The 21,623-nt window shown below is 49.4% G+C and carries 18 protein-coding genes and 2 pseudogenes; 9 read left to right on the forward strand and 11 right to left on the reverse strand.

Features of this window, described 5'->3' with window-relative positions; translation table 11 throughout:
• Nucleotides 1-60 precede the first annotated feature (60 nt).
• From KDW_RS22240 to KDW_RS22255, 4 genes are all read right to left on the reverse strand, one after another.
• Nucleotides 61-1,026 (reverse strand): nucleoside hydrolase, encoded by a 966-nt coding sequence (locus tag KDW_RS22240; RefSeq protein ID WP_162005504.1) that lies wholly within the window; start codon nucleotides 1,024-1,026, stop codon nucleotides 61-63.
• A gap of 297 nt (nucleotides 1,027-1,323) precedes the next feature.
• The gene (locus KDW_RS22245) at nucleotides 1,324-2,298 is read right to left on the reverse strand and encodes a tetratricopeptide repeat protein (protein WP_151758135.1); all 975 of its coding nucleotides are present in this window, start codon (nucleotides 2,296-2,298) and stop codon (nucleotides 1,324-1,326) included.
• An 11-nt stretch (nucleotides 2,299-2,309) separates the two neighbouring features.
• Nucleotides 2,310-2,561, reverse strand: coding sequence for a hypothetical protein (locus KDW_RS22250; RefSeq protein WP_151758136.1), 252 nt, complete (start codon nucleotides 2,559-2,561; stop codon nucleotides 2,310-2,312).
• Between the two features lie 179 nt (nucleotides 2,562-2,740).
• On the reverse strand, nucleotides 2,741-4,894 hold the full coding sequence (locus KDW_RS22255; RefSeq protein WP_151758137.1) for a serine/threonine protein kinase: 2,154 nt from the start codon (nucleotides 4,892-4,894) through the stop codon (nucleotides 2,741-2,743).
• A gap of 271 nt (nucleotides 4,895-5,165) precedes the next feature.
• On the opposite strand from KDW_RS22255, the gene KDW_RS22260 reads away from it, so the two are divergent.
• On the forward strand, nucleotides 5,166-5,420 hold the full coding sequence (locus KDW_RS22260; RefSeq protein WP_151758505.1) for a YkgJ family cysteine cluster protein: 255 nt from the start codon (nucleotides 5,166-5,168) through the stop codon (nucleotides 5,418-5,420).
• A gap of 38 nt (nucleotides 5,421-5,458) precedes the next feature.
• Here KDW_RS22260 and KDW_RS22265 read toward each other — a convergent pair whose 3' ends face one another.
• From KDW_RS22265 to KDW_RS22275, 3 genes are all read right to left on the reverse strand, one after another.
• Nucleotides 5,459-5,728 (reverse strand): ubiquitin carboxyl-terminal hydrolase 14, encoded by a 270-nt coding sequence (locus KDW_RS22265; RefSeq protein ID WP_198925512.1) that lies wholly within the window; start codon nucleotides 5,726-5,728, stop codon nucleotides 5,459-5,461.
• Between the two features lie 103 nt (nucleotides 5,729-5,831).
• Nucleotides 5,832-7,100: a macrolide family glycosyltransferase gene (locus KDW_RS22270; protein WP_151758139.1), complete on the reverse strand. Its 1,269-nt coding sequence runs from the start codon at nucleotides 7,098-7,100 to the stop codon at nucleotides 5,832-5,834.
• A gap of 286 nt (nucleotides 7,101-7,386) precedes the next feature.
• On the reverse strand, nucleotides 7,387-8,115 hold the full coding sequence (locus KDW_RS22275) for a copper resistance CopC family protein (protein ID WP_151758140.1): 729 nt from the start codon (nucleotides 8,113-8,115) through the stop codon (nucleotides 7,387-7,389).
• A gap of 149 nt (nucleotides 8,116-8,264) precedes the next feature.
• Here KDW_RS22275 and KDW_RS22280 point away from each other — a divergent pair, with 149 nt between their 5' ends.
• The 7 genes and pseudogenes from KDW_RS22280 (at nucleotide 8,265) to KDW_RS22315 (ending at nucleotide 15,941) form a co-directional block, all read left to right on the forward strand.
• Nucleotides 8,265-8,636 (forward strand): cupredoxin domain-containing protein, encoded by a 372-nt coding sequence (locus KDW_RS22280; RefSeq protein WP_151758141.1) that lies wholly within the window; start codon nucleotides 8,265-8,267, stop codon nucleotides 8,634-8,636.
• A 1,327-nt stretch (nucleotides 8,637-9,963) separates the two neighbouring features.
• Nucleotides 9,964-10,463, forward strand: a pseudogene (locus KDW_RS22285) (nucleotide exchange factor GrpE).
• Between the two features lie 153 nt (nucleotides 10,464-10,616).
• A pseudogene (gene dnaK, locus KDW_RS22295) lies at nucleotides 10,617-12,526 on the forward strand (molecular chaperone DnaK).
• Between the two features lie 18 nt (nucleotides 12,527-12,544).
• Nucleotides 12,545-13,132 (forward strand): DnaJ domain-containing protein, encoded by a 588-nt coding sequence (locus tag KDW_RS35245; protein WP_151758143.1) that lies wholly within the window; start codon nucleotides 12,545-12,547, stop codon nucleotides 13,130-13,132.
• Entirely contained in the window at nucleotides 13,084-13,545 is a 462-nt protein-coding gene (locus KDW_RS22305) for a DnaJ C-terminal domain-containing protein (protein WP_233097850.1), read from the forward strand. Before KDW_RS35245 ends, KDW_RS22305 begins: the two co-directional genes overlap by 49 nt.
• 23 nt (nucleotides 13,546-13,568) lie before the next feature.
• On the forward strand, nucleotides 13,569-13,895 hold the full coding sequence (locus KDW_RS22310; protein ID WP_151758145.1) for a chaperone modulator CbpM: 327 nt from the start codon (nucleotides 13,569-13,571) through the stop codon (nucleotides 13,893-13,895).
• A gap of 213 nt (nucleotides 13,896-14,108) precedes the next feature.
• The gene (locus KDW_RS22315) at nucleotides 14,109-15,941 is read left to right on the forward strand and encodes a serine/threonine protein kinase (protein WP_162005508.1); all 1,833 of its coding nucleotides are present in this window, start codon (nucleotides 14,109-14,111) and stop codon (nucleotides 15,939-15,941) included.
• Between the two features lie 339 nt (nucleotides 15,942-16,280).
• On the opposite strand, the gene KDW_RS22320 is transcribed toward KDW_RS22315, so the two are convergent.
• Both KDW_RS22320 and add read right to left on the reverse strand, forming a co-directional pair.
• Nucleotides 16,281-17,114 carry a class I SAM-dependent methyltransferase gene (locus KDW_RS22320; RefSeq protein WP_162005509.1) on the reverse strand — a complete coding sequence of 278 codons (834 nt, stop codon included), beginning with the start codon at nucleotides 17,112-17,114 and terminating at the stop codon, nucleotides 16,281-16,283.
• A gap of 255 nt (nucleotides 17,115-17,369) precedes the next feature.
• The gene (add, locus tag KDW_RS22325; protein ID WP_151758148.1) at nucleotides 17,370-18,416 is read right to left on the reverse strand and encodes an adenosine deaminase; all 1,047 of its coding nucleotides are present in this window, start codon (nucleotides 18,414-18,416) and stop codon (nucleotides 17,370-17,372) included.
• 462 nt (nucleotides 18,417-18,878) lie between these two features.
• On the opposite strand from add, the gene KDW_RS22330 reads away from it, so the two are divergent.
• The gene (locus KDW_RS22330; protein ID WP_151758149.1) at nucleotides 18,879-19,655 is read left to right on the forward strand and encodes a gamma-glutamyl-gamma-aminobutyrate hydrolase family protein; all 777 of its coding nucleotides are present in this window, start codon (nucleotides 18,879-18,881) and stop codon (nucleotides 19,653-19,655) included.
• 167 nt (nucleotides 19,656-19,822) lie between these two features.
• On the opposite strand, the gene KDW_RS35250 is transcribed toward KDW_RS22330, so the two are convergent.
• Both KDW_RS35250 and KDW_RS35255 read right to left on the reverse strand, forming a co-directional pair.
• Complete coding sequence (locus tag KDW_RS35250; protein ID WP_269822499.1) at nucleotides 19,823-20,164, reverse strand: hypothetical protein; 342 nt, start codon at nucleotides 20,162-20,164, stop codon at nucleotides 19,823-19,825.
• Nucleotides 20,165-20,208: 44 nt separating this feature from the next.
• Entirely contained in the window at nucleotides 20,209-21,450 is a 1,242-nt protein-coding gene (locus KDW_RS35255) for a penicillin-binding transpeptidase domain-containing protein (RefSeq protein ID WP_151758150.1), read from the reverse strand.
• Nucleotides 21,451-21,623 lie beyond the last annotated feature (173 nt).

Below are 21,623 nucleotides of genomic sequence, written 5' to 3' on the forward strand. Positions count from 1 at the left end.
GATACATCAGGAACATAACACTATCATGCGACTTTGAATGATCAGTAAATGGTTGAGGATTCAATGGGCGCTGTAGTAGGCTGTGATGGTTTGCATGTACATGGCAAGGAAGCGCTCCTGATCGACATCCATTGAAGCGAGGACATTTGGCTGCTTTGCGTCGATAAGGGTTGTATCCAGGCTTTCTGGCTGCTCAAAATAGGCGATGGTATGGCCCTGGGTATGCAGACCGTTTAGCTCGATGTCCACATAGGCTTTTTTCCAGCTAATCAAATCAGGCTGGATGGCGGCAGCCAGACAGAGAGGATCGTGCATGGCAAGCCCGCTGATTCCACGTTGTTTACCAAAATCGTTGATGTAAGCGGTGGCCATGCTCTGAATACAGTTCGTGACAGGATGGTTGCTGGCCGCGAGGGTCGCAAATTGCGTGCGATCCATCCGGGTTTGATTGGTGACATCGAGTGAGACAAGGCGGATTGGCCAACCGGCATGCATCACGATCTGGGCGGCATGTGGATCGGCATAGATATTGAATTCGGCGTTTGGCGTGACATTACCAGGCACACGCAAGGCTCCACCCATAATCACGACCTCGCGTACCATTTGTGCAATTTGTGGCTCACAACGCACCGCCAGTGCAAGATTGGTGAGTGGACCAAGCGCGATCAACGTAATCTCTCCCGGCGCTTGTAAAATCTTCTGGATAATGGTTGTGACGGCCTGGTTGTGGAGCGGCTCCTGCTGTGGCTCCGGCAACTGGAGTCCACCGAGGCCATTTCCCCCATGCACATGGCCTGCAAACACTGGTTGACGTAACAGCGGGCGATTACTCCCACTGGCGACGGTAAGATCAGTCTTGCCCGCAAGCTCAAGTAAGGCCAGCGCATTGCGCGTAGTCATGGTAATGGGGACATTTCCACTGACCGTGGTAATCCCCTCAATCTGTACTTCAGGTGAAGCTACGGCTAGAAATAGTGCCAGTGCATCATCAATGCCTGGATCAGTATCAATCAATAAGCGATGCATATGGGCTTTCCTTTCCTGGATCTGAATGTATAGTTGAAATACCCCTTTCAGCTGTACCAGCGAGGTAAATTGTACTATAACATACCTATGTGAGGGCTGCTTGCTCGGACGTGGGCGGGTCGCAGCCATGAAGGCTAATACATTTCACTTAGCGAGACGTGGAGAGATGGTTCGACGTGACGAGCAAGCAAGGTGTACGTGGCGCCCTCTCCACGTATGATTCGCTGCTTTTCTCCACCATGTTTTTTAGGGTCACAAAAGCGCTTCACCGAAACGTATTGGTCATGAAGGCTGCCGCTACGTGGGGATTTCTTTTTGGAGTGCTTGCAGGGCGGTCTGGGCAAACAAGAGGTTATGGGTTTGGGCAACGCTTATGGCCTCTTCGATGACGGTGAGGGCTTTATCGGGCTGTTCCTGGGCGAGGTGGAGATAGCTAATGTTGAGTAGGGCAAAGGCATAGGGTTGTGGTAAATCCATTTCCTGGGCCAGCAGGGCGGCTTTTTGATAGTAGAGGGCGGCCTGGTCCAGGTCCGCTAGTTTTTGCACGAGATTGCCAACACTTAGATAACTGAATGGTAGATCGATGCGCAGATTCAAGGCTTCACGCATGGTCATGCCCAGCATCAGCGAGCTTTTGGCCGCTTCCAGATCTCCCTTGGACTGTGCATAAGCTCCCAGATGGAGTAAGATTTCTGCCATCTGGATCTGGTGATTATGCTGTTCGGCCAGCGCCAGTGCTTTTACAAAATATGGATGGGCCTGGTCATCCTGGCCCATATTCTGGTAGACACGCCCGATATTAAAAAGAGTCTCGCAGATCCCGTGGTCATCCTGCAACTGCTGGCGTTGCTCCAGAGCATTCTCAAAATACATTAAAGGCGTGGCGAAATCTGCTGCCTGTTCACTGGTATTTAAGGCCTGATAATACAGGGCCTGACCGGTCCAATCGATGACGCTGGCCAGTAATTTTTGATCACCAGTGGATTCGGCAATTGCCCGCGCCTGTAAAAGTGTCGCCAGGGCAGGGCCAGCCTCCTGGCCTCGATAAATAATGCTCCTGGTTTGCAGGATGCCGGAATGTAGGAGGACATTTCCTTTTGCATCAGGCGAGACTTCTTGATCTTCTGCTAGTTGAATACCTGTATCCAGCAGTTGTTGCGCCTGCTTGAGGTTGCCCAACAAATAATATGAGGTCGCGATATCACAGAGGTTTTGTAGTAGAAAGGTGTATTGTTCTGTGATTGTGGCCAGAGATTGTTTTTGATTAGACATAAGAAGAGCTCCTAATCGTCTAAATTTGAAAAAGGATCCTGGCCATCGAGGTCTCCAAATTGATGCTGTGGCCCATATTCATCATCTTTGTCCAGCCCAAAGGGTTCCTGACGACTTGTATCTTTTACATCCGCACGGAAGGTCTCGCGCTCATCCGCATCGGTATCCTGTACGTAGTTGTGTGAGCCATATGTTTCTTGCTGGCCCTGGATATGTTTTTTGGGCTGTGCGGCACGGGTCTGTTCATCTTCTTGATCAGCCATACTATCCTCCTCTATATGCAGCTTATTGGATGCTCTTTTATGCTCACCAGATTGCTATGGTGATAGAGATAGTACGGACCAGACGGCACAAAAGTGTCTGTATTCGTGAACACGAACATATGTGTCGCACATTGATTGCGTTGTTTTTTGCTTTTAGCAGTTATGTATCCTGGCCAGCTTTAATGTTTAGCCAGGTAGGTATGGACTTCGATGTTGGCGAGGCCCGCGATTTGATTGCAGAGCCGGGCGATGCCTGGCTCTTTGCTCTGGCTCGCAGGATCCGTCCATCCCTGGCTAGAAATGCTAAAATCTCCTAACTGGTCGAGCTGATTGCGTTGCGTATGGGCTGCCACGAGCTGACCTTTGTTCATTTTACTGAGTTGGATGGCCAGGGTATGCATACTGGTGAGCAGGGTATTAAACTTGCTGAGATGGCTGTTGATGTCGTTGGCCAGTTTGATTTGCTGCTCAGTTGCGCCCGGTGCGTTGACGATACCTGTCAGGTGCAGTCCGACATGTTTGACATGACCATTGATGCCATTGAGTTGTGCGCATTGCAACAGGCCTACTTTCGTCTCAGTGATAATCGTCGCCTCCGGAGCCGCAGGCAGGTGACCACTGCTCTGGACTTCATTGGCGGCGCACGGACCATCCAGATAATACAGCATATTCGTCAATTTCTGGCGTATCACAATGGGATCCTGCTGATTCTTAATGTCGGTGGTCTGCTTCTGGATCTGTTCTACATCGTGTTGCAGCCAGAAGTCGATCCCGTTATGCAGTCCGCGCACATCCAGGGTCTGGTCGCTGGCTAACAGGTGACGTAGATGATCTAACTGACTGAACTTTTCAGGATCATTAGGATTAGGCTGGCGAGGCAGGCTGCCAGCGTAGCGCCATTGTTTGGTGTCGAGGATCGGATTAATCGCATGCTGGTTGGCTGGCGCTTCGATGAGCACAAAATCGCTCATTGCCGCCAGGAGATTCTGATGAGCTGGATCGGTGTAGGTTAATGTAGCTGCTCCGTGCTGCACGTTTACGGTTCCCAGCTGCAAAGGATCATTTTCAGATTGTTGATTATAGAGCCATGCTGTATAACTGTTGCCGGCGGCCGGGGGCGCGATGTTGTTGAGCTGTAGCTTGATACCATCATTGATGGTAGGATGATTGAGATCCAGGGCATTACCGGTATTATAAAAAGTGACCTGTCCGACCACCGTATCTTTGGGACTGGCGGCCCCGGATGGGAAGAGCGTAAGGAGCTTGTTGAGTACTGTCGCGCCCAGGACGATCAGAATTAAGGCGGCGATAAAAAAAGGCCAGAGGTTTTTCCAGATACGGTTAGTTTTCGCGGCTGGAACGGGGAGGAGTGTTGTTTGAGCTTCAATTGCGGCTGGCTCGATAGATGGTGGAGTCAGTTCCAGTTCTTTGCTGGCATGTGGGCGGATGCGCTCGGGAACAGGCACGTGGAAGGCCTGGGCGAGGGCGATGGTCATCGAGGTAGCCTTGTTAAAGCGCTGTGCTGGATCCTTGGCCATGGCATGCTGGATGACCTCATCGACTTCGGGTGAAAGCGCGGGATTGATCAGACTGGGCCGTGGTGGCTCATCCATAAGGTGCTGGCGCATAATCGCGTAGGAGTTGTCGCCACGGAACGGTGGTGTTCCAGTACAGACCTCATAGAGGATCACGCCCAGCGAATACAGATCGCTCTTATGGCTCACTTCCTTACCCTGTACTTGCTCTGGCGAAATATAAAGCGGGGTGCCCATCAAGGCTCCCACTTCCGTTTGCCCCTGGGCTCCCATGATCTTGACCAGGCCAAAATCACTTAAAATTGGTTCGCCCATGCTATTATATTCAGTATTGGTGCTATCCAGTAAAATATTGGAGGGTTTGACATCGCGATGTATAATGCCTCTTTTATGTGCATAATCCAGAGCCAGGCTGATCGAAGCAAAGAGTTCGATGATCTCCTGCGGGGTAGGAAACTGACTGGCGCGTGAAGTCCCCTGAATATATTTGCTCAGGGTTGGTCCCTCGATATACTTCATCACCAGGAATGGCTCGCGGCCCTCTTCTGTGGCATCCGGGATATGCAGGTCATAGACATTGACGATATTGGGATGATCGAGTTGCGCGACCGCCTGCCCTTCGGTAATGAAACGTGCGGTCGTGGCTGGTGACATATATTTAAGATCGGCGTGGAGAATTTTAATGGCTACGAAGCGGCGCAGATCTGGATTGAGCGCCTTCCAGACCTGTGCCATACCTCCTGTGCCAATTGGCTCCAGCATCTCATATTTTCCAAAATACCCTGGATTTTTGTTCATGAACCTCTTCCTTGATTGGCAAAGAGAAAAAGAAATTGTGGCTTTGATGTAGCGGTTAACATATGCTATAGAGTTATATTACATGCTTACTGCTTCAATGTCAAAATATGCATCTCATAGCGTAGTGTGTGAATTCTTGATACTATATGTACGTTGATGTTCATCCTTTTTTGTAACTGCCTATTGAGCTATTTGTATTTATCGTGTGAGTGGACAGTATTGAAGAATTTGTATGAGGAATAAGATGAAGCAAGTGTCTTCTCATGAACCTATGGTTTGTCGTGTTGGCTGCGGTGCCTGCTGTATCGCGCCATCGATTTCAAGTCCACTACCTGGTATGCCCGATGGCAAACCAGCAGGCGTCCGCTGTGTTAATTTAACCAGGGATAACCGTTGCCAGCTGTTTGGAAAACCTGAACGGCCCGCTGTCTGTACCTCTTTCCAGGCCGACCGGGAAGTCTGTGGGCAAAGTGCCCACGAAGCCCATCAGCTCATCACCCTCCTGGAACGCTCCACCACCCCGTAGCTTCATGGCTTGCCCACGATTGCTGTGCGTTCCAGGAGTTACTCGCTAAAATCCAGTTCTACCTGATCAACAAAACACCAGCCCCAATCCTCGCCCTTTTCAAAGGATGCCATGATTGGATGGTTAGTGCTATGAAAATGTTTGGTGGCATGCTTGTTTGGTGACGAGTCGCAGCAACCAACGTGTCCGCAGGTCAGGCAGATACGTAGATGGACCCAGCGGCTGCCGCTTTTCAAGCATTCTTCACAACCTGGTGCGCTGGGGGTAACTTCTTGAATTTGATCAAGATGGGTACATTCCTGTGCCATCATTCCCTCTCCAATCGCTGAGCGCTCATGAAGGTGAGCGCAACTATGTGTATTACGTGGTCAACGCTATTAACTATAACATGCATGAGCAGGCCAGCACTAATTAGCTTAAGGTTTCGGACGTGAACTGGGCGCAGTCAAGAGGACTGCCGCTATGGCGGCGGGTATGGAGATATTGCAAGATGGCGTCTACTGCGGCATGGACGCCGCCTGTCTCTGCGATGGTGCGTTGCATCTGGCGCGTGCGCATGCGGATCTCTGGCTGGTGCGCGATAGTGTTCACGGCTTCCCGTAAACTTTCTGCGGTCACATTTTCTGGCTCTAGTTCCATTCCCAGTCCAAGTTCGACCACTCTTCTGGCTGTTAGCTCATGTTCTTGTATGCGCGGGATAATAATCAAAGGGACCCCATAGGAGAGGGCTTCCATGGTACTATTCATGCCGCCATGGCTGATAAAGATGCTGGTTCGGGATAGTATATCCAGTTGTGGTACGTAGGGCCGGATGATGAAGTTTTCGGGTATGGGCTCTAGTTCGGCCGGTGTCACATGTGTTCCGATGGACATCACAACCTGCCAGGGGGTATTCGCGAAGGCCTTGAGACATGTCTGATAGAAATCTGGTTGCTGATTAAACGAGGTGCCGAGCGAGATGTAGAGGATAGGATGATTGCCCAGTCGCTCTAGCGCAAAGCCACTATTGTCATGACGTGGGAGGATGCAAGGTCCGACAAATTTGAACCGATTATCAAAGGTATTCCCTGCATATTGAAAGGCACGTGGCATGGTAACAAGGGTAAGAGGCTCTGCATGTGAAAAGATATCAGTAAAATCAAAAGTGGGAATATGATATTCCCGACATAATGAGTGCAGCTGTCGATTCAGACTGTCCTGGCGTTGTTTCACTCGTTCTGCTTCCAGGGGATTAACCGCTGGCAGGAGTGGTGAGAACAGATGGAAATACTGGTTGGTCGCATAGCTGGACCGCACACTGATCGCGGGAACGTGTAAAATTTGTGCTAACATGCGCCCCCAGAGGGCTGATTGGCCATAAATGATGCCATCCGGGCGCCATCCTTGTAGATCATTGAGTATTTGTGGCAGTATGGCTCGACTCTCATGGAGCATACTTTCACTGAGCATGAGGAAGCGCTCGGTGCTGCTCTTTGAGCTCATCGCAGTGATTATAGCGCTAAAATCCAGATTGGAGGTATAGCTTCTGAATAGCGCTCCAGTGGCTTCAATTGGCCGCTGAAATTCTCGGGTCAAATAATAGGTGACATACTCGCCACGTGTGATGAGTCCCTGGACGATTGCCAGTGTCGGGTTGACATTTCCCGACTGTGGAATGTTAAAACACAGATATGTTGACATCGAAAGGACTCCTTCCGTCTGGTCAGCTCACTTGTGATTTTTGTTAAGTTGTCATACAAGGAGTATATCAACACATCATGTGTCCGCTCTTCACTGCTTGTTTCCTCTATCTTAGAGAAATAGCACATTATCTGAGTGCTGTCAATGTAACTGACTCAACTATATCTTTTTCAAGCTACATCTTTGCCTGGATGCCACGCCTGCTTTTCTCTATCTAGAAGAGCATGAAATTTGCACAAAAAAAGCAGGAAGCCAGGTAAACTTCCTGCCTGATAGACGTGTGCTGTTATTTTTGATTTACGGGCGTCCTTGGAGCTTCGCTCGCAACTGTCGGGGCGGGTTTGCGGCGCTGGCCAATGCCGACGCCAACTCCCAGGCCGACGAGCAGAGCGATCAAGCCTGTGACGATGGGAATCCAGTTCGCAGGGGCGTTGTCGGTGGCCTGCGCTGCCGGGGTTGGGGCAGGTTTGGGGACAGCCGTGGGCTGGGCCTGGGTTGTTGTACTGCTGCTGGTGCCTGTACCCACGGTAAAGACAAAAGCACCCTGGTCAGGATCATTATCAGCGGCTGAAGTTGTCGTCCAGCGCACAATATAGACGCCATTCTTTTCTGGTTGAATATCGACTGACATCTTCTCAGGATTATTCAGATCGACTTTGGCGTCGCCCTGGCTGATCAGTTCTCCGCTGGGTCCGTAGACCAGTAGATTGCTGTTGGCCGCTCCTGGCTTCATATTTTCTGCGGTGGTCACGGTGATTTTCTTTGGTGACACTTTGAGTGTGGAATTTGCTGCAGGATCTGATGAAACCACTTTCGCATGCATTGGTGCTGCCAATGCTGTCCCGATCAAGGTAAAAAATAATCCAATGCTTACCACTGATATGCACATCAGCCGTAGTTGTGAGGAGTGTAAACGCATAATTGCTTTGTAGACCTTCCTTTTTATGAGTAAAATGGATTGAAACAGCATCGTTAGAACTGCTCCGTTCAGCCATAAGTTATCTAATATGAGCATAAAACTTCTGGTATGATCTGTCCATAGGGAATTTTCCCTAAGCCATACCCTAAGAGTTCCTCTCTCTTTATACTATACCAAAGGAACAATGCTATTTTTTCACGAAGGAACTTAAAATATATCTATCAATTTTAGGAGTAATATTTTCTATGAAACGTATAAATGGTACCTGTTTTCGTAGCTTTTTTTGTCTTGTTCTGCTGCTGCTCCTCTCGGCCTGTGGTAGCACTTCTCAGCAGCAGGTGCATATGAATGAGACTAATTTTGTCCAGAAATCGATTACGATCCATAAGGGCGAAAGCGTGACGCTGATAAATGATAGCTCAGCAATTCATGTGATTGCCAATGGTAGCTGGCGGGATGGGATGCAACTTCCCAATACTGAGAAGGGCGCTCCCCAGGTCAATGTGGATGTTAATGGTAATGTCAGCCAGGATATTGGCCCATTCAACACTGTCGGTACCTTTCATCTGTATTGCACGATCCATCCTGATATGAATCTGACGGTCATTGTTCAATAAACAAAAAAAGTCAGCCGTGACCTCTATCGGCCTCGACTGACTTTCCCTTGTGGCTTCCTAATATAGAGAGGAGAAGAGCGCATGTGCTTCAATCGTGGTTTGGCTTCACTCATACGCTTGAGTGGCGTTCACGATTGTTGTGCATAGCATGCTATGTGTGGTTGCGGGTAAACGGTGTCCACGCTGAAAACAGAAAAGCTGCTAATAGAAGAGATTGTTTTTAAGCTGGCGCTTCCTTTCGCCAATTATTAATGGTAGAAGTGTAAAAGCATATATGGTAAGGCATTTGTTTAAGACTATAGCGCCATTGATTCTCTACTAGCAATGGCTCTAGTACTTTGTCAAACTTTGTGTGATGAGTTGTGCGCCCGCTACGCGGGCGGGAGGGGGTATTCCGGGGCACAGCCCCCGATCCCCCAGTCAAGGGGCTCGCCGCTTGATCATGCCCCCGGCATGCTCGCTTGCATCCCCGCCGCCCCATCACATGATGTCTGACAGACTACTAGTACTTTGTCAAACTTTGTGTGATGAGTTGTGCGCCCGCTATGCGGGCGGGCGGGGGAGGTGTCGGGGGCACAAGCCCCCGATCCCCCAGTCAAGGGGCTCGCCGCTTGATCATGCCCCCGGCATGCTCGCTTGCATCCCCGCCGCCCCATCACATGATGTCTGACAGACTACTAGCAGGAATGTAAGAGTATAGAAGAGCTTGTGTGACTTCTGCTTTACTATCTCTTACACTACTATACATCGCCATAAGTGTTGTGGAAGTTTAGCTGATTTTATAGGAAATGTTATCATTGGCTGGCTGCATTGAATAAAAAGTATCTACCGATCCTCTCCATTTAATACGGGTAGACAAATGGCGCTCTCTTTTATAGAGGAGGATAATAACAGAATAGAGGAAAAGTTACTACAGGAGTTTTTTCCTGGCAAGAAACGCTTTTCCTGTTTGGAACGTGTTGATGGAGTGGGTAGAAGCAGGCGCCAGATTCGTATGGACCACTTTACGAACGCATTAGCCGCTCGCTCGCGGCGTTCACGATGACTTTTTGCATGGTTTACACACCAGGAAGGATAAGTAGCTTTATGGCATTTGAACTTCCAGCACTTCCGTATGATTATCGTCAGTTCCGTGAGCGCTGAGCGGCTGTACACATTGCTTCTCCCTCAATCGTGTTTGCTACAGCACCGGATTGAGGTTTGAATCCCATCAAAGTAGAAATACTATCTCTCCTGTCATGCATGGGTGAAAATAGAAAGGACTGGTTGGTATGCAGAATAGTGAATCAGAGCAGCCTGAGATAAATGATGAGCAGGTTGATACCCGATGGAGGAGATTGAGCTGGATACAGTTGGAGAGCAGCTGGCGGTTGAGCAGAAAAAGTCGGCTGAATATCTGGACCTCTTGCAGCGGACACAGGCCGATTTTATTAACTTTAAACGTCGAGCACGACAAGAACAGACTGAGACGCGCAGCAGTGCACAGGCTGCTTTGCTTGAACAGTTGTTGCCTGTCTTAGATGATCTGGGACGTGTGTTGACCTCAGCTCCTCCTGAACTGTCTGATCACCCCTGGGCCCAGGGGGTAACATTATCCGCCCGCCAGTTAAGCAATACACTTGAACAATTGGGATTGCAAACGCTCGGTGTGCCTGGTGAGTCGTTTGATCCTTATAAGCATGAAGCCATGATGCAGATGGCAAGCAATGACTTCCCGCCGGGACAATTGCCCAGGTAGTGCGGCCAGGCTATGTCATGGGAGAGCGTGTAGTACGTCCGGCCCAGGTCATCGTATCTACTGGTCCAGAGCAGGTAGAAGAGTCCTGATCGTGTCCTGTGTCGATGTGTATAATGAGGCATAAGATCTATCATTCGCTGAGAAATATTCTAGCGCGTTGCTTGTATGGTGGTGATCATTTGTAGAACTGCGCCACGCATGTGGCTGCAGTTTCTCTGTGTGTGCGAAGGGAGCAAGATGTTATGGCAAAAGTGCTTGGTATAGATCTAGGAACAACCAACTCGGCCGCGGCGGTGATTGAGGGCGGCGAACCCACGATGCTTGAAAATAGCGAAGGATCTCGTTTGACTCCTTCGGTAGTCGCTATCACCAAGAGTGGCGAGCGTCTGGTTGGTCAGGTGGCTAAACGCCAGGCGGTGACGAATCCTGAAAATACCGTTTTCTCGGTAAAGCGTTTGATGGGTCGTAAATTTGATGATCCAGAGGTTCAGCGCTCACTGAAAGAGATGCCATATAAGATTACGCGGGCCTCGAACGGTGATGTGCGGATCATGCTGGCGGGTCGGGAATATAGTCCGCCTGAAATCTCGGCTATGATTCTACAGAAGCTGCGCACGGATGCAGAGAATAAGCTGGGTGAGAAGATTACTCAGGCCGTGATTACTGTTCCTGCCTACTTCAATGATACCCAGCGTCAGGCGACGAAAGATGCTGGCACGATTGCTGGACTTGAGGTGCTCCGTATTATCAATGAGCCGACTGCCGCTTCACTGGCGTATGGGCTGGATAAGAAGAAGGATGAAACGATCGCGGTCTATGATCTGGGTGGGGGGACCTTCGATATCTCTATCCTGCAACTGGGCGAAGGTGTCTTTGAGGTCAAGTCGACCAATGGTGATACCCATCTGGGCGGCGATGATTTTGACCAGCATATCATCAACTGGCTGGCCGATGAATTCAAGCGTGAGCAGGGGATCGATCTCCGCAATGATCGCATGGCTTTGCAACGTTTGAAAGAGGCGGCCGAGCGAGCCAAGATCGAGCTTTCTACTGTTCAGCAGACTGAGATTAATCTGCCTTTTATTACCGCCGATAGCAGTGGTCCCAAGCACCTCGTAATTACTTTGACACGTCCAAAGTTAGAGCAACTGGTCGGTGATCTGATTGAGCGTACCCGTGAGCCAGTGATGAAGGCATTGCAAGACGCAGGTGTTGAGGCCAACAAGATCGATGAAGTTGTGCTGGTGGGTGGACAGACGCGTATGCCAGCTGTGATAGAGCTGGTCAAGAAAATCTTCGGTAAGGATCCACATAAGGGTGTCAATCCAGATGAAGTTGTAGCAATTGGTGCCGCTATCCAGGCCGGTGTGTTGCAGGGGATGTCAAAGATGTCCTGCTCCTGGATGTCACGCCGTTGTCGCTGGGTGTTGAGACGCTTGGTGGGATGATGACGCCTTTGATCGAGCGCAATACGACAATTCCGGCCCGCAAGAGCGAGATGTTCAGTACGGCTGAAGACAGTCAGCCAGCCGTAGATATCCATGTCCTGCAGGGTGAGCGTAAGTTCGCCCGTGATAATAAGAGTCTGGGTCATTTCCGGCTGGAAGGGATTGCGCCCGCTCCACGTGGGTTACCGCAGATTGAAGTGATCTTTGATATCGACGCCAATGGTATTCTCAATGTCACGGCCCGTGATAAGGCGACGGGCAAAGAGCAAAAGATTACGATTACGGCCTCCAGTGGCCTCTCGAAAGGTGATGTCGAGCGCATGGTGCGTGAGGCACAGGAGCATGCGCAGGAAGATCAGCAGCGCAAAGAAGAGATTGAGCAGCGTAACCGCGCGGATACCGTGGCATATCAGGCCGAGCGAACGTTGCGCGATGTGGGCGATAAACTCTCTCCTGACTTGCGTAGCGAGATCGAGAACAAGGTGAAAAGTGTGCGCGACGCGCTTGCCAGCAATGATCAGGGGCGTATCGTGATGAATACCCAGGATCTAGAATTGACGTTACAGCGCGTTGGCCAGGAAGTTTATAGCCAGCCGGGCGCAACCAGCGCCGCTCCTGGACCCGATGGATCAACTCCTTCCGGCACATCATCCACCTCGGAGGGTGATTCCGGGACCATTGAAGGTGAGTTCCGTGAGGTGTAGGCAGAAAGTGATTATGTGATGGCCGTAGATTATAAGGATTATTACAAGATCTTAGGGGTTAGCAAGGATGCTGACCAGAAGGAGATCCAACGCGCCTTCCGCCGGCTGGCTCGCCAGCATCATCCGGATGTTAATCCGGGCAATAAAGATGCTGAAAACAAGTTCAAGGAGATCAATGAGGCGAACGAGGTTCTCTCGGATCCTGAGAAGCGTAAGAAGTATAATGAGATGAGCGATTACTATCAGCGCTATGGTGCCTGGCCTGGTGCCGGTCAACCTGCGGGCGCGGGGGCTGGTGGACGCGGAGCAGGCGGTTTTGCTGGTGGTAATTATCACTATCAGACCATGAGTGAGGAAGATCTGGGGGATTTGTTTGGGGGTGCCTCACCATTTTCAGATTTCTTTGAAACGTATTTTCATTCCGCCTCTTCAGGTCCTGGTACGCGGAGTACTCATGCGCGGGGGCCCCGCATCGCGCGCCTCGCAGTATGGCTGGACAGGATATTGAGGCTGATGTGGAGGTTTCTTTGCGTGAGGCCTATCAGGGGAGCCAGCGCGTGCTTGAACTGGCTGAGCCAGATGGAAGTACGCGTCGCCTTGAGGTGAAGATTCCTGCCGGCGTGGATGAGGGAGCTCGTATCCGTATCTCGGGACAAGGTATGGCAGGCAATCCACGCGGCAATCTCTATCTGCGCGTCCACCTGCTTGCTGATCCTCAGTTTACCCGTGACGGCACCACCCTGCGTACAACGGTCCACGCTCCCCTGACCACCGTCATGCTCGGTGGTGAGGTACCTGTCCCTTTGCCGGATGGTCGCCGCTTGATGCTACGTGTGCCCGCCGGAACCAACGATGGGCGCTCTCTGCGCCTGCGCGGCCAGGGAATGCCACAAACAGGCCATCCCGACACACGCGGCGATCTCTATGCCGAGATCCATGTAGATCTGCCGACGCACCTTACAGAAGAACAGCGCCGCCTGTTTGAAGCCTTTGCCCAATCGCTTGGTTCGACTGTTTAAATAGTAGAAGGGAGAGCAGCCCGATGTCTGAACCATCTTCAACCCGCATCACCAGGATTATCTTGCGAAGCCAGCAAGAATCCTATACATATAGCGAACAGGAGATCCTGGAATACAGTCATATGGAACAACCATTTGTGCTGCACTTATTTGAAGCTGGCCTGATTGGTCGTCATGATAGTGCAAGTCAGGAGCATCATTATAGTGAAAATGATCTGCTCCTGTTACGCCGTGCCCAACGACTACAGCGCGACCTGGATATCAATCCCGAAGGCATTGAAGTCATCCTGCGCCTGCTGGCCCACATCGAAGACCTGCAACGTACCCTCTCCCATTACACCGATGCGTAAAGCCAGTTTGCAACTCCACTCTACAGATAACGTTGTGCGGCTGTAGCTGCACGCCGCACATACTTTACACATTCCAATTTAGTTCCACATGCGCCAAAGGGCGAATGAAATGATCCTGTGCTTTTTGGCGTATAGCTATATATTTTCATGTATTTCTGCTAAAATGAGAAACTAAAATAAAATTGTTATTATATATTTATAAAGGAGTACCACGTGGCTGATTTTACTGACCAGCAGTTTGGCAACTATCGTTTGCTCCATTCGCTTGGAGTTGGAGGCGCAGGGGAGGTCTATCTAGGGGAACATGTGCGCCTGGGAGAGAAGGCGGCACTAAAGATTTTGTATATGCGTCTGGCGGCTGAGGATCATAATCTTTTCTTGCAGGAGGCCAGGACTGTAGCGGATCTGCGCCACCCGCATATTGTGCGTGTCCTGGATTTTGATATTCAGCGTGGCCAGCCATTTCTGGTGTTGGATTATATACCGCAGGGGTCGCTGGCACAACGATATCCAAGGGATAGCCAGGTGCGCTTGCCGTTGGCGCAGGTCGCAAACTATGTGACTCAGGTCGCCAGTGCCCTGCAATATGCTCATGATCGTCACATCATTCATCGTGATATCAAACCTGCTAATATATTAATTGGTGAACAGGATCAATTGTTGGTAAGCGATTTTAGTCTTGCTACGATTGCCCATGGTAGCGCCTCGACGCAGGAGCAGACCTCTCTGGGGACATTGGCCTATATGGCGCCTGAACAGCTTCAGGGTCTGCCTGGTCCCGCTAGCGATCAGTATTCTCTGGCCGTGACTGCATATCTATGGTTGACTGGTGGCTTGCCTTTTCAAGGCTCTCTGACTGAAATTATTGCCCAGCATCTATCGGCTCCGGTGCCCTTACTGCGCCCGCAGGTGCCTGAATTATCGGACGAGGCAGAGCGTGTGTTAATGACGGCGCTGGCGAAAAATCCTGCTGAGCGTTTTGATAGTGTGCAGGCGTTTGCCGCTGCTTTTGCGCAGGCGTGTCAGCTGGAACAAAAGCAGGCTCCCGCCTCCCAACCTGACATTATTGCTACACCTGCTCCAGGGCAGGCTCCCAATGCTAGCCAGAATAATCCTGTTCCGCAGGCTACTATGCAGAATAATCCTATGTCCGTACCATTGGCGCCATTGACTGCTGTACCGCAGGGACCAGCTCAAACAACTGGCAGGGGCCTGGTTACTCCCCTGTCTGCTCTTGGTAGCACACTGATCTGTGCTATTTTATTACTCGTGGGCCATGCTCTGATGGGTTATGTGACAACGGAGATATATTTTGTGTTCAATGTCTTCTATTGTCTCGTGCTTGGCTGGAGTGTTGCCAGAAGGGCGGCGAAATTCAGAATTTTCTTATTGCTCTGCTTGCTTGGTAATCTTTTCCTGTTTGCTGCTAATTTTTACGCCATAAAAGCTAATGGATATTGGTATACAAATAATGCTGATTATCTGTATAGAACACCATTCATCATGATTTGCATCGCGATAATCGCAGGTAGCCTCAGCTATCTGGCGATTTTGAAATATGTTGACTCCCTTCAACTGCAAAGAGTAGGGGTCACAGATAAGGTCAGTAAACTGGCCACCCAACAACAAATGGGGCGCTTTATTAACAGTTTTGGCACCAGCAAAAGGTTGAAAATAGAGACTTCTGGTATTAGTGTTAGCCTATTTATTGGTCTGGGTCTGCTACTAGTTGTGTTTTTGTCGCGTTTTTTGATCAACTATCTATTTATTCTGCTGGTGCTGGCATGTATATATATATTCAGGGATATGCTTAGCAAGCGACCAACAGAAAAAATCTATCTTTATGCTGATGGGTTAATAATTCCAACTACGGGAGGCCTGCTGGCGGTGCACTGGCATGAAATCTCTCATCTAGCGTTTCCGAATATCCTGATCAGTCGTACGGGAACGCAGATCACGTTGCCTGAGGTCACTGAAGACTTCCAGCAATTACATACCACTATCCAGCAGCATGTGATGCGTCCGCAGGTGCCGTCCCAGCCTTAGTATTCGTGCAATACGATTATAGTTTGGACTAAATAAATTTAAGCTGTGTAGAAATACATTTAATATGTTACAATATTAAATGTATTTCTATGGATGAATGGAAGGTAAGATTTATTATCCTGGGATTTTTTACCTACCCTTGTTTGTATGCTGCTGGCCTGGATTACTGTGGCATATCTTAATATAGAGGGTCGCCAGCTGATGAGAAGAGCCAGCAATTAATTCAAGCGACCACGCTAATAAATAATCCAGATGGACCATGACAGTTTGCCGTTGAGCAAACTGTCATGCTGTGGTTAGATGATAAATTATCCTATATATGGGGAAGGCGTTCACCTCTCACTTTTGACCAATCACACAATGAATACGCCATTTTTCGTGATAGCCATCGGGCTGTTGGAGTTCTTTTATGCGTTCTAGCACTTCGGGTCGGAATTGTTTGAGCATCTCGGCTGGCATGTTTTCCAGTGGATAGCGCTCACCATGGGTCCATTTGGCTTTCCACCACTCTTCTTCATCGGCGTAGATAAATTCGGCCTCTTCTATTGTACTGTGGATATCGCTGAAGCCTGCTTGTTTTAGCAAGTCTGTGAATGCAGCCACATCCAGAAGCGGCTGTGCGCCGGTGGCGAGCGGAGGGAGGGGAAGTTGATACTGCTCATAATATGTCCCGATCAGTTCATTGTACCAGCGCCATCTGGCATCTCCACTAGCTGGTAATGTAACTGTGAGGGTTCCCTGTGGCTTTAATACTCTACAGAAGCCGTTGAGTGTTTGCTGGAGCTGAGGGAAAAAGAAGATGGCAAAGTTGCAGAGAACATGATCGAAACTGTTATCAGCAAACGTCAACTGCTCAGCATCCATCAGCTGCATTGAGACATTTAGTAAGCCACGTTGCTCAATCAGCGTTTGAGTCTCCTGAACCATGGCCGGCGCTATATCGATGCCGACCACCTCTCCTGTGGATCCTACTTTGTCTGCGGCTGCAAACAGATTTGCACCCCTTCCAGCCGCTACATCCAGTACTCTTGAACCTGGCAAAATAGCAGTTCGCTCAACGATGCGTTGGCCAAATGTTGTAAAGACGGTTGGTCCAATCTGATCGTACGTAGTGGCGATCCGACTATAAAATGCCGCTACCCTTGCCTTGGGATCATTTTCGTCTGCATTCATTTCGGTGACTTTCCTCGCGCAACGCTTGAAGTTTTCATGGCTGCACAATAAGTAGAACATGGCTGGTTGCGTTCAATGAGTAGGAACCTGTTCAGTATACGTTCTAGCCTGGAAAACGGTTTTGCTTGTGTCTCAGGAAAAAGAATCTGTGGCTGCTCTAAATGGATAGGTAGAAGCATTTATGTGTGAAATAATTGCATCCAGGTTGGTTTCGAAAGGGATTATCGTGGTAGAATCCCTTTCGATCAGCTTTTTTTAGAGGACTGTGTGCTCTAATCTGTCAAATTCGGCCTGGAATTCAGTTAACAGTGCTTGCTTGTGCTCGGGAGGCAGGAAGCTATGGCGAATGCCGTTTAATAGCAGTTCGTTGATGCTGGTCAGATCAAGCTGGAAGGCACTATGGAGCAGGCCGATCTCGTTATTCAGCGTGGTATTGAAGAGGGGAGGATCGTCGGTGTTGATGGTCAGTGGAATACCGGCCGCCAGCAGTTTGGGCAAGGGATGATGTTGATAATCAGGATACACGCCCAGGCAGATATTGCTGGTCGGACTGACCTCCAGGGGAATCTGATGCTCGGCGAGATAGGCAATCAGGGCGGGATCTTCAATTGAGCGTACGCCATGGCCAATGCGCTCGGCTCCCAGGGCTCGGATTGCTCCCCAGACGCTTTCAGGTCCGACTACTTCACCGGCGTGCGGCACACTATGCAGGCCAGCGGCTCGGGCCTGATCAAACCAGGGCTCAAACCATTCCGGTGGAAATCCGACCTCGGTACCACCTAAGCCAAGTCCAACAACGCCATCTTGCATGCCCTCTAGCGCGACTTTGAGCGTATGGTCCGCCCGTTTGGAGATGCCATAGCCCTCGGCGGCATCGCGCACGATATCAAAAATCCAATTGATCTCAACGCCAAAATCCTGGCGGGCACGCTCACGACCCTGGAGCAGGCCACCGAAATGGGTATCGAAAGGAATGCCTTTGCGCAAGCTGTGAAAGCATTCTGAGTAGGTCACTTCAGCGTAGCGCACATGCTGCTGGGCCATGGCTTCAGCAAATTCATAGACAATCAACTCATAGTCTTCTCGTGTTTTTAAGCAGTGCGAGACAAGGGTAAAGATATCAACAAAGTGAGGAAAGTCCCGATAGGCAAACCAGCGCTGTGCCTCCTCCATGGTCTGGACCGGAAGCTCTACCTTGTTCCGGCGGGCCAATGTTAATAGTGTTTCTGGACGAATGGTTCCTTCCAGATGCACATGTAGTTCAGCCTTGGGGGCAGCCTGTAGATATTGTTCAATAGACATCAGTATTTTTGCATGCTCCTGTCAATCTTTGCTTATCAGTATAGCAGCAGTTGAGTTTGTATGGCTATGGATTATATTAGCCTGATAGTCACATAATATTTATCAGGTAGACAACCAAAATATACTAAATGGTCCCGCTCCCTTGACAAGTATTGTTAAGCAAATGTAAAACATTAGTAAGAGTATTTCTCCTCAGTATGAATTCTGAACAAGTCACTGATGACCTCACAGCTCTTCATTCATAATTCCTTGGTTTAGCACTAAACTTATAATTTCAATCATGTGAACGTAGTTACTTTTGAAAAAGCTATGTTTAAGCATGGCTTTTGGCGGTAGGTGGTGGGGGATAAAATCTGCATGTCTGCGCAACGGGAAAAGCTCGTTGCCGCGCTAAAAAACCTTTAAAAGGGAATAATTGCACATATCAATATGTTATCAAAATTATAGATAGGAGTGGTGAGAATGCGACCGTTAATTGGTGTACCGTGTCGAACAGGGGTGCGTGGAGAAAATGCTGAAAAGCCTGTCTACTACAGTAATAAATCTTATATTCATGCGGTTGAGAGTGCAGGTGGGGTACCAGTTATTATTCCAATTTTGAATGATCATGAAATCCTCCGTTCTTTACTTGGCCGTTTAGATGGTTTACTGCTTTCAGGTGGCATTGACGTACACCCCAATATGTATAAAGAAGAAGCAGCCGTTGATCTGGGTGAGACCGATCCAGAGCTGGATAAATTAGAGTTGTACCTGGCTCGTTGGGCCTGGCAAGAAGATATGCCCACGCTGGGTATTTGCCGTGGTATGCAACTGATGAATATCTCGCTGGGTGGAAACCTCTACCAGGACCTGGATACAGGTTATGAGGGTGATTTACTCAAACATGCGAACTGGCATTTGCCGCGCAACGAGATTATCCATAGCGTTACTATTGCGCCAGATAGCCGCATGCGGCAGATACTGGGCGTAGATAAGATCCTCGTCAATAGTTTGCACCATCAGGCGATCAAGCAGCCTGGTAAAGGTGTGGTGACCAGTGGTCTGGCTGAAGATGGGATTGTGGAGTTGATAGAGATTCCTGAGCGCAGCTTTATGCTGGGTACACAATGTCATCCAGAAGAGCTCTACGCCGACAATCCAGTCTGGTCCCGCCTGTTCCGCTCGTTTGTTGACGCCAGCGCCAACAAGACGCAGCAGCAACCAGCGATCCGACCATCCGCGATGCCTGTCAGCGCTTAATACTACTGCTATGCAGATGGTAATAGAGAAAGGCTCTATTTTCTCTCCTTGAAAATCAAGCGGGGAAAGTAGAGCCTTTAGTATTGTGGTTTCCTGTATAACAAAGATGGCCGTGGATACTTTCACTTGAAAGTCCACGGCCATCTTTGTATCAATCTTGATCGCTACTACTGCCATAAGTTGTTAGGGGGACAATAGCTTTGTGAATACAGTGGAGCAGGCATAGTGGCTTTAACGTAACCTTTGTCAAAGATTTCGTTATACATCTTCCAGATGTTGGGGCCAACGGCGTAAGCACCTTCACCGCCGTTTTCGCGCATGGCCACAATCGTCAAAGCAGGCATCTGATCCGCATTATGCAAGGTAAATGGTGCCTGTGTGATCATCCAGCCATGAGGGTCTTTGCCACCACCAAGTTCAGCGGTTCCGGTTTTTCCGGCAACCGATGACTGATAGCCAAAATTCTGACTGACATGCCAGCCACTACCACAGGTCGTTACGGCGGCCATTGCCTGCCGTACCTGATAGGCTGTATCCTTACTGACGACTGTGTTTAGCTCCTCGGGGCAATCGTCTGCAAGGGATTTTTGTCTTTATCAGTAATTTTGGAGACTACCATTGGACGCATCAACACGCCATTATTGGCGACCGTGTTATCGACCATCGACATTTGTAGTGGTGTCATATCGTCCACACCCTGTCCAAAGGCGTTAGTGGCCAGTTGGAGCTGGCTTAGTGGCGTTCCATCGGCATTCTCTACTTTACTTACGGTTGTTGGCAAGTCAAAACGATCATCCTGACCAATGTAGAGCTTTTTGGCGTATTCAAGCCATTTGTCCAGGCCAGTTTGAACACCTAACTGAGCAAACACAATATTGTCGGAATTAGCATAGGCATATTCTGTAGTAATGGGGAAGTGCTTTGTATACCCTTGCTCTATTCCTAGATTATTTCCAATAATTTCACGGCCCTGATAGAAAAGTGGACCAGCAGCACTTTTTTTATCCCAGGGATGATCCAGGGTTGTTGTCCCGGAATCAAGGGCGGCCATTAAGGTCATCGTCTTAAAGGTTGAACCTGGTGAGTAACGTGATTTTAATGGTCGGACCAGTAGTGGATAGTTGGGATCTTTATCTAACTGGTTAAAGTAGGTATAATCCCCGGCTCCCAGGGTCTGCACCAGTTTATTGGGATCATAACCTGGAGAGCTGACCATGGCCAGCAATGCTCCTGTATGCGGATCGGTGATGATGACCGAACCCTTATTTGATGGTTTGGCGAGTCCGGCTGAAAAGAACTGCTGGTAGAAGGAATCTGTCTCTGGATTATACTCGTTAAACTTTTCGACGGCGATCTTCTGGATGCGTTCATCAATGGTCAGGTAGATGTCATTGCCGACCGGTGATTTATGCAGCGCTTTGTTGACTTCGTTATCCAGTGCCGTGCGACCGCTGTTGCCGGTCAGTTCAGCATTATATTCACCTTCGATACCCGGGATAAACACACCAGGCGCGTAGTAGCCAATGACAGCGGCCAGAGAGGGATCAGTATAGCGACGGATATATCCTCCGCAGGCGTTGTTATCTGGAACTGATTCTGCCAGCAGGATTCCGTTACGATCGAAGATACGTCCACGCATGGGCGAGTTTTCGCGCAGGCAACGCCGTGGATTGTGGATGGTTGCTGAGACATTATCCGCTTTTACTACTTGCCAATACACCAATCCACCACTTAAACCCACGAATAATATCACAAATATATAAGTTAATTTTCGTATGCTGTTACTAATATTCATGAAGGCACCCTTTTTTTGTCCTGATACCTGCAGTACGTGCAATATATAGATGATCTTTATCAGTTTACCATCCACACACTGTCTCTGCAAGCATAGAGCTGAATAGCCGCCCAGTTTTCCTATTTTTCCATACAATCATCCCTCGCTAAGAATAATACGCGAGAACCAGTAAT

The organism is Dictyobacter vulcani (assembly GCF_008974265.1).
In the GTDB taxonomy this organism is placed as follows: Bacteria; Chloroflexota; Ktedonobacteria; order Ktedonobacterales; family Ktedonobacteraceae; genus Dictyobacter; species Dictyobacter vulcani.

Coding starts and splice junctions, on each gene's coding strand:
- KDW_RS35255 (WP_151758150.1), bottom strand. CDS start 21,450: ATGAATATTAGTAACAGCATACGAAAATTAACTTATATATTTGTGATA.
- KDW_RS22250 (WP_151758136.1), bottom strand. CDS start 2,561: ATGGCTGATCAAGAAGATGAACAGACCCGTGCCGCACAGCCCAAAAAA.
- KDW_RS22310 (WP_151758145.1), top strand. CDS start 13,569: ATGTCTGAACCATCTTCAACCCGCATCACCAGGATTATCTTGCGAAGC.
- KDW_RS35250 (WP_269822499.1), bottom strand. CDS start 20,164: ATGGCCGCCGTAACGACCTGTGGTAGTGGCTGGCATGTCAGTCAGAAT.
- KDW_RS22255 (WP_151758137.1), bottom strand. CDS start 4,894: ATGAACAAAAATCCAGGGTATTTTGGAAAATATGAGATGCTGGAGCCA.
- KDW_RS22280 (WP_151758141.1), top strand. CDS start 8,265: ATGAAACGTATAAATGGTACCTGTTTTCGTAGCTTTTTTTGTCTTGTT.
- KDW_RS22240 (WP_162005504.1), bottom strand. CDS start 1,026: ATGCATCGCTTATTGATTGATACTGATCCAGGCATTGATGATGCACTG.
- KDW_RS22275 (WP_151758140.1), bottom strand. CDS start 8,115: ATGCTCATATTAGATAACTTATGGCTGAACGGAGCAGTTCTAACGATG.
- KDW_RS22245 (WP_151758135.1), bottom strand. CDS start 2,298: ATGTCTAATCAAAAACAATCTCTGGCCACAATCACAGAACAATACACC.
- KDW_RS22320 (WP_162005509.1), bottom strand. CDS start 17,114: ATGAATGCAGACGAAAATGATCCCAAGGCAAGGGTAGCGGCATTTTAT.
- KDW_RS35245 (WP_151758143.1), top strand. CDS start 12,545: ATGGCCGTAGATTATAAGGATTATTACAAGATCTTAGGGGTTAGCAAG.
- KDW_RS22265 (WP_198925512.1), bottom strand. CDS start 5,728: ATGGCACAGGAATGTACCCATCTTGATCAAATTCAAGAAGTTACCCCC.
- KDW_RS22330 (WP_151758149.1), top strand. CDS start 18,879: ATGCGACCGTTAATTGGTGTACCGTGTCGAACAGGGGTGCGTGGAGAA.
- KDW_RS22270 (WP_151758139.1), bottom strand. CDS start 7,100: ATGTCAACATATCTGTGTTTTAACATTCCACAGTCGGGAAATGTCAAC.
- KDW_RS22260 (WP_151758505.1), top strand. CDS start 5,166: ATGGTTTGTCGTGTTGGCTGCGGTGCCTGCTGTATCGCGCCATCGATT.
- add (WP_151758148.1), bottom strand. CDS start 18,416: ATGTCTATTGAACAATATCTACAGGCTGCCCCCAAGGCTGAACTACAT.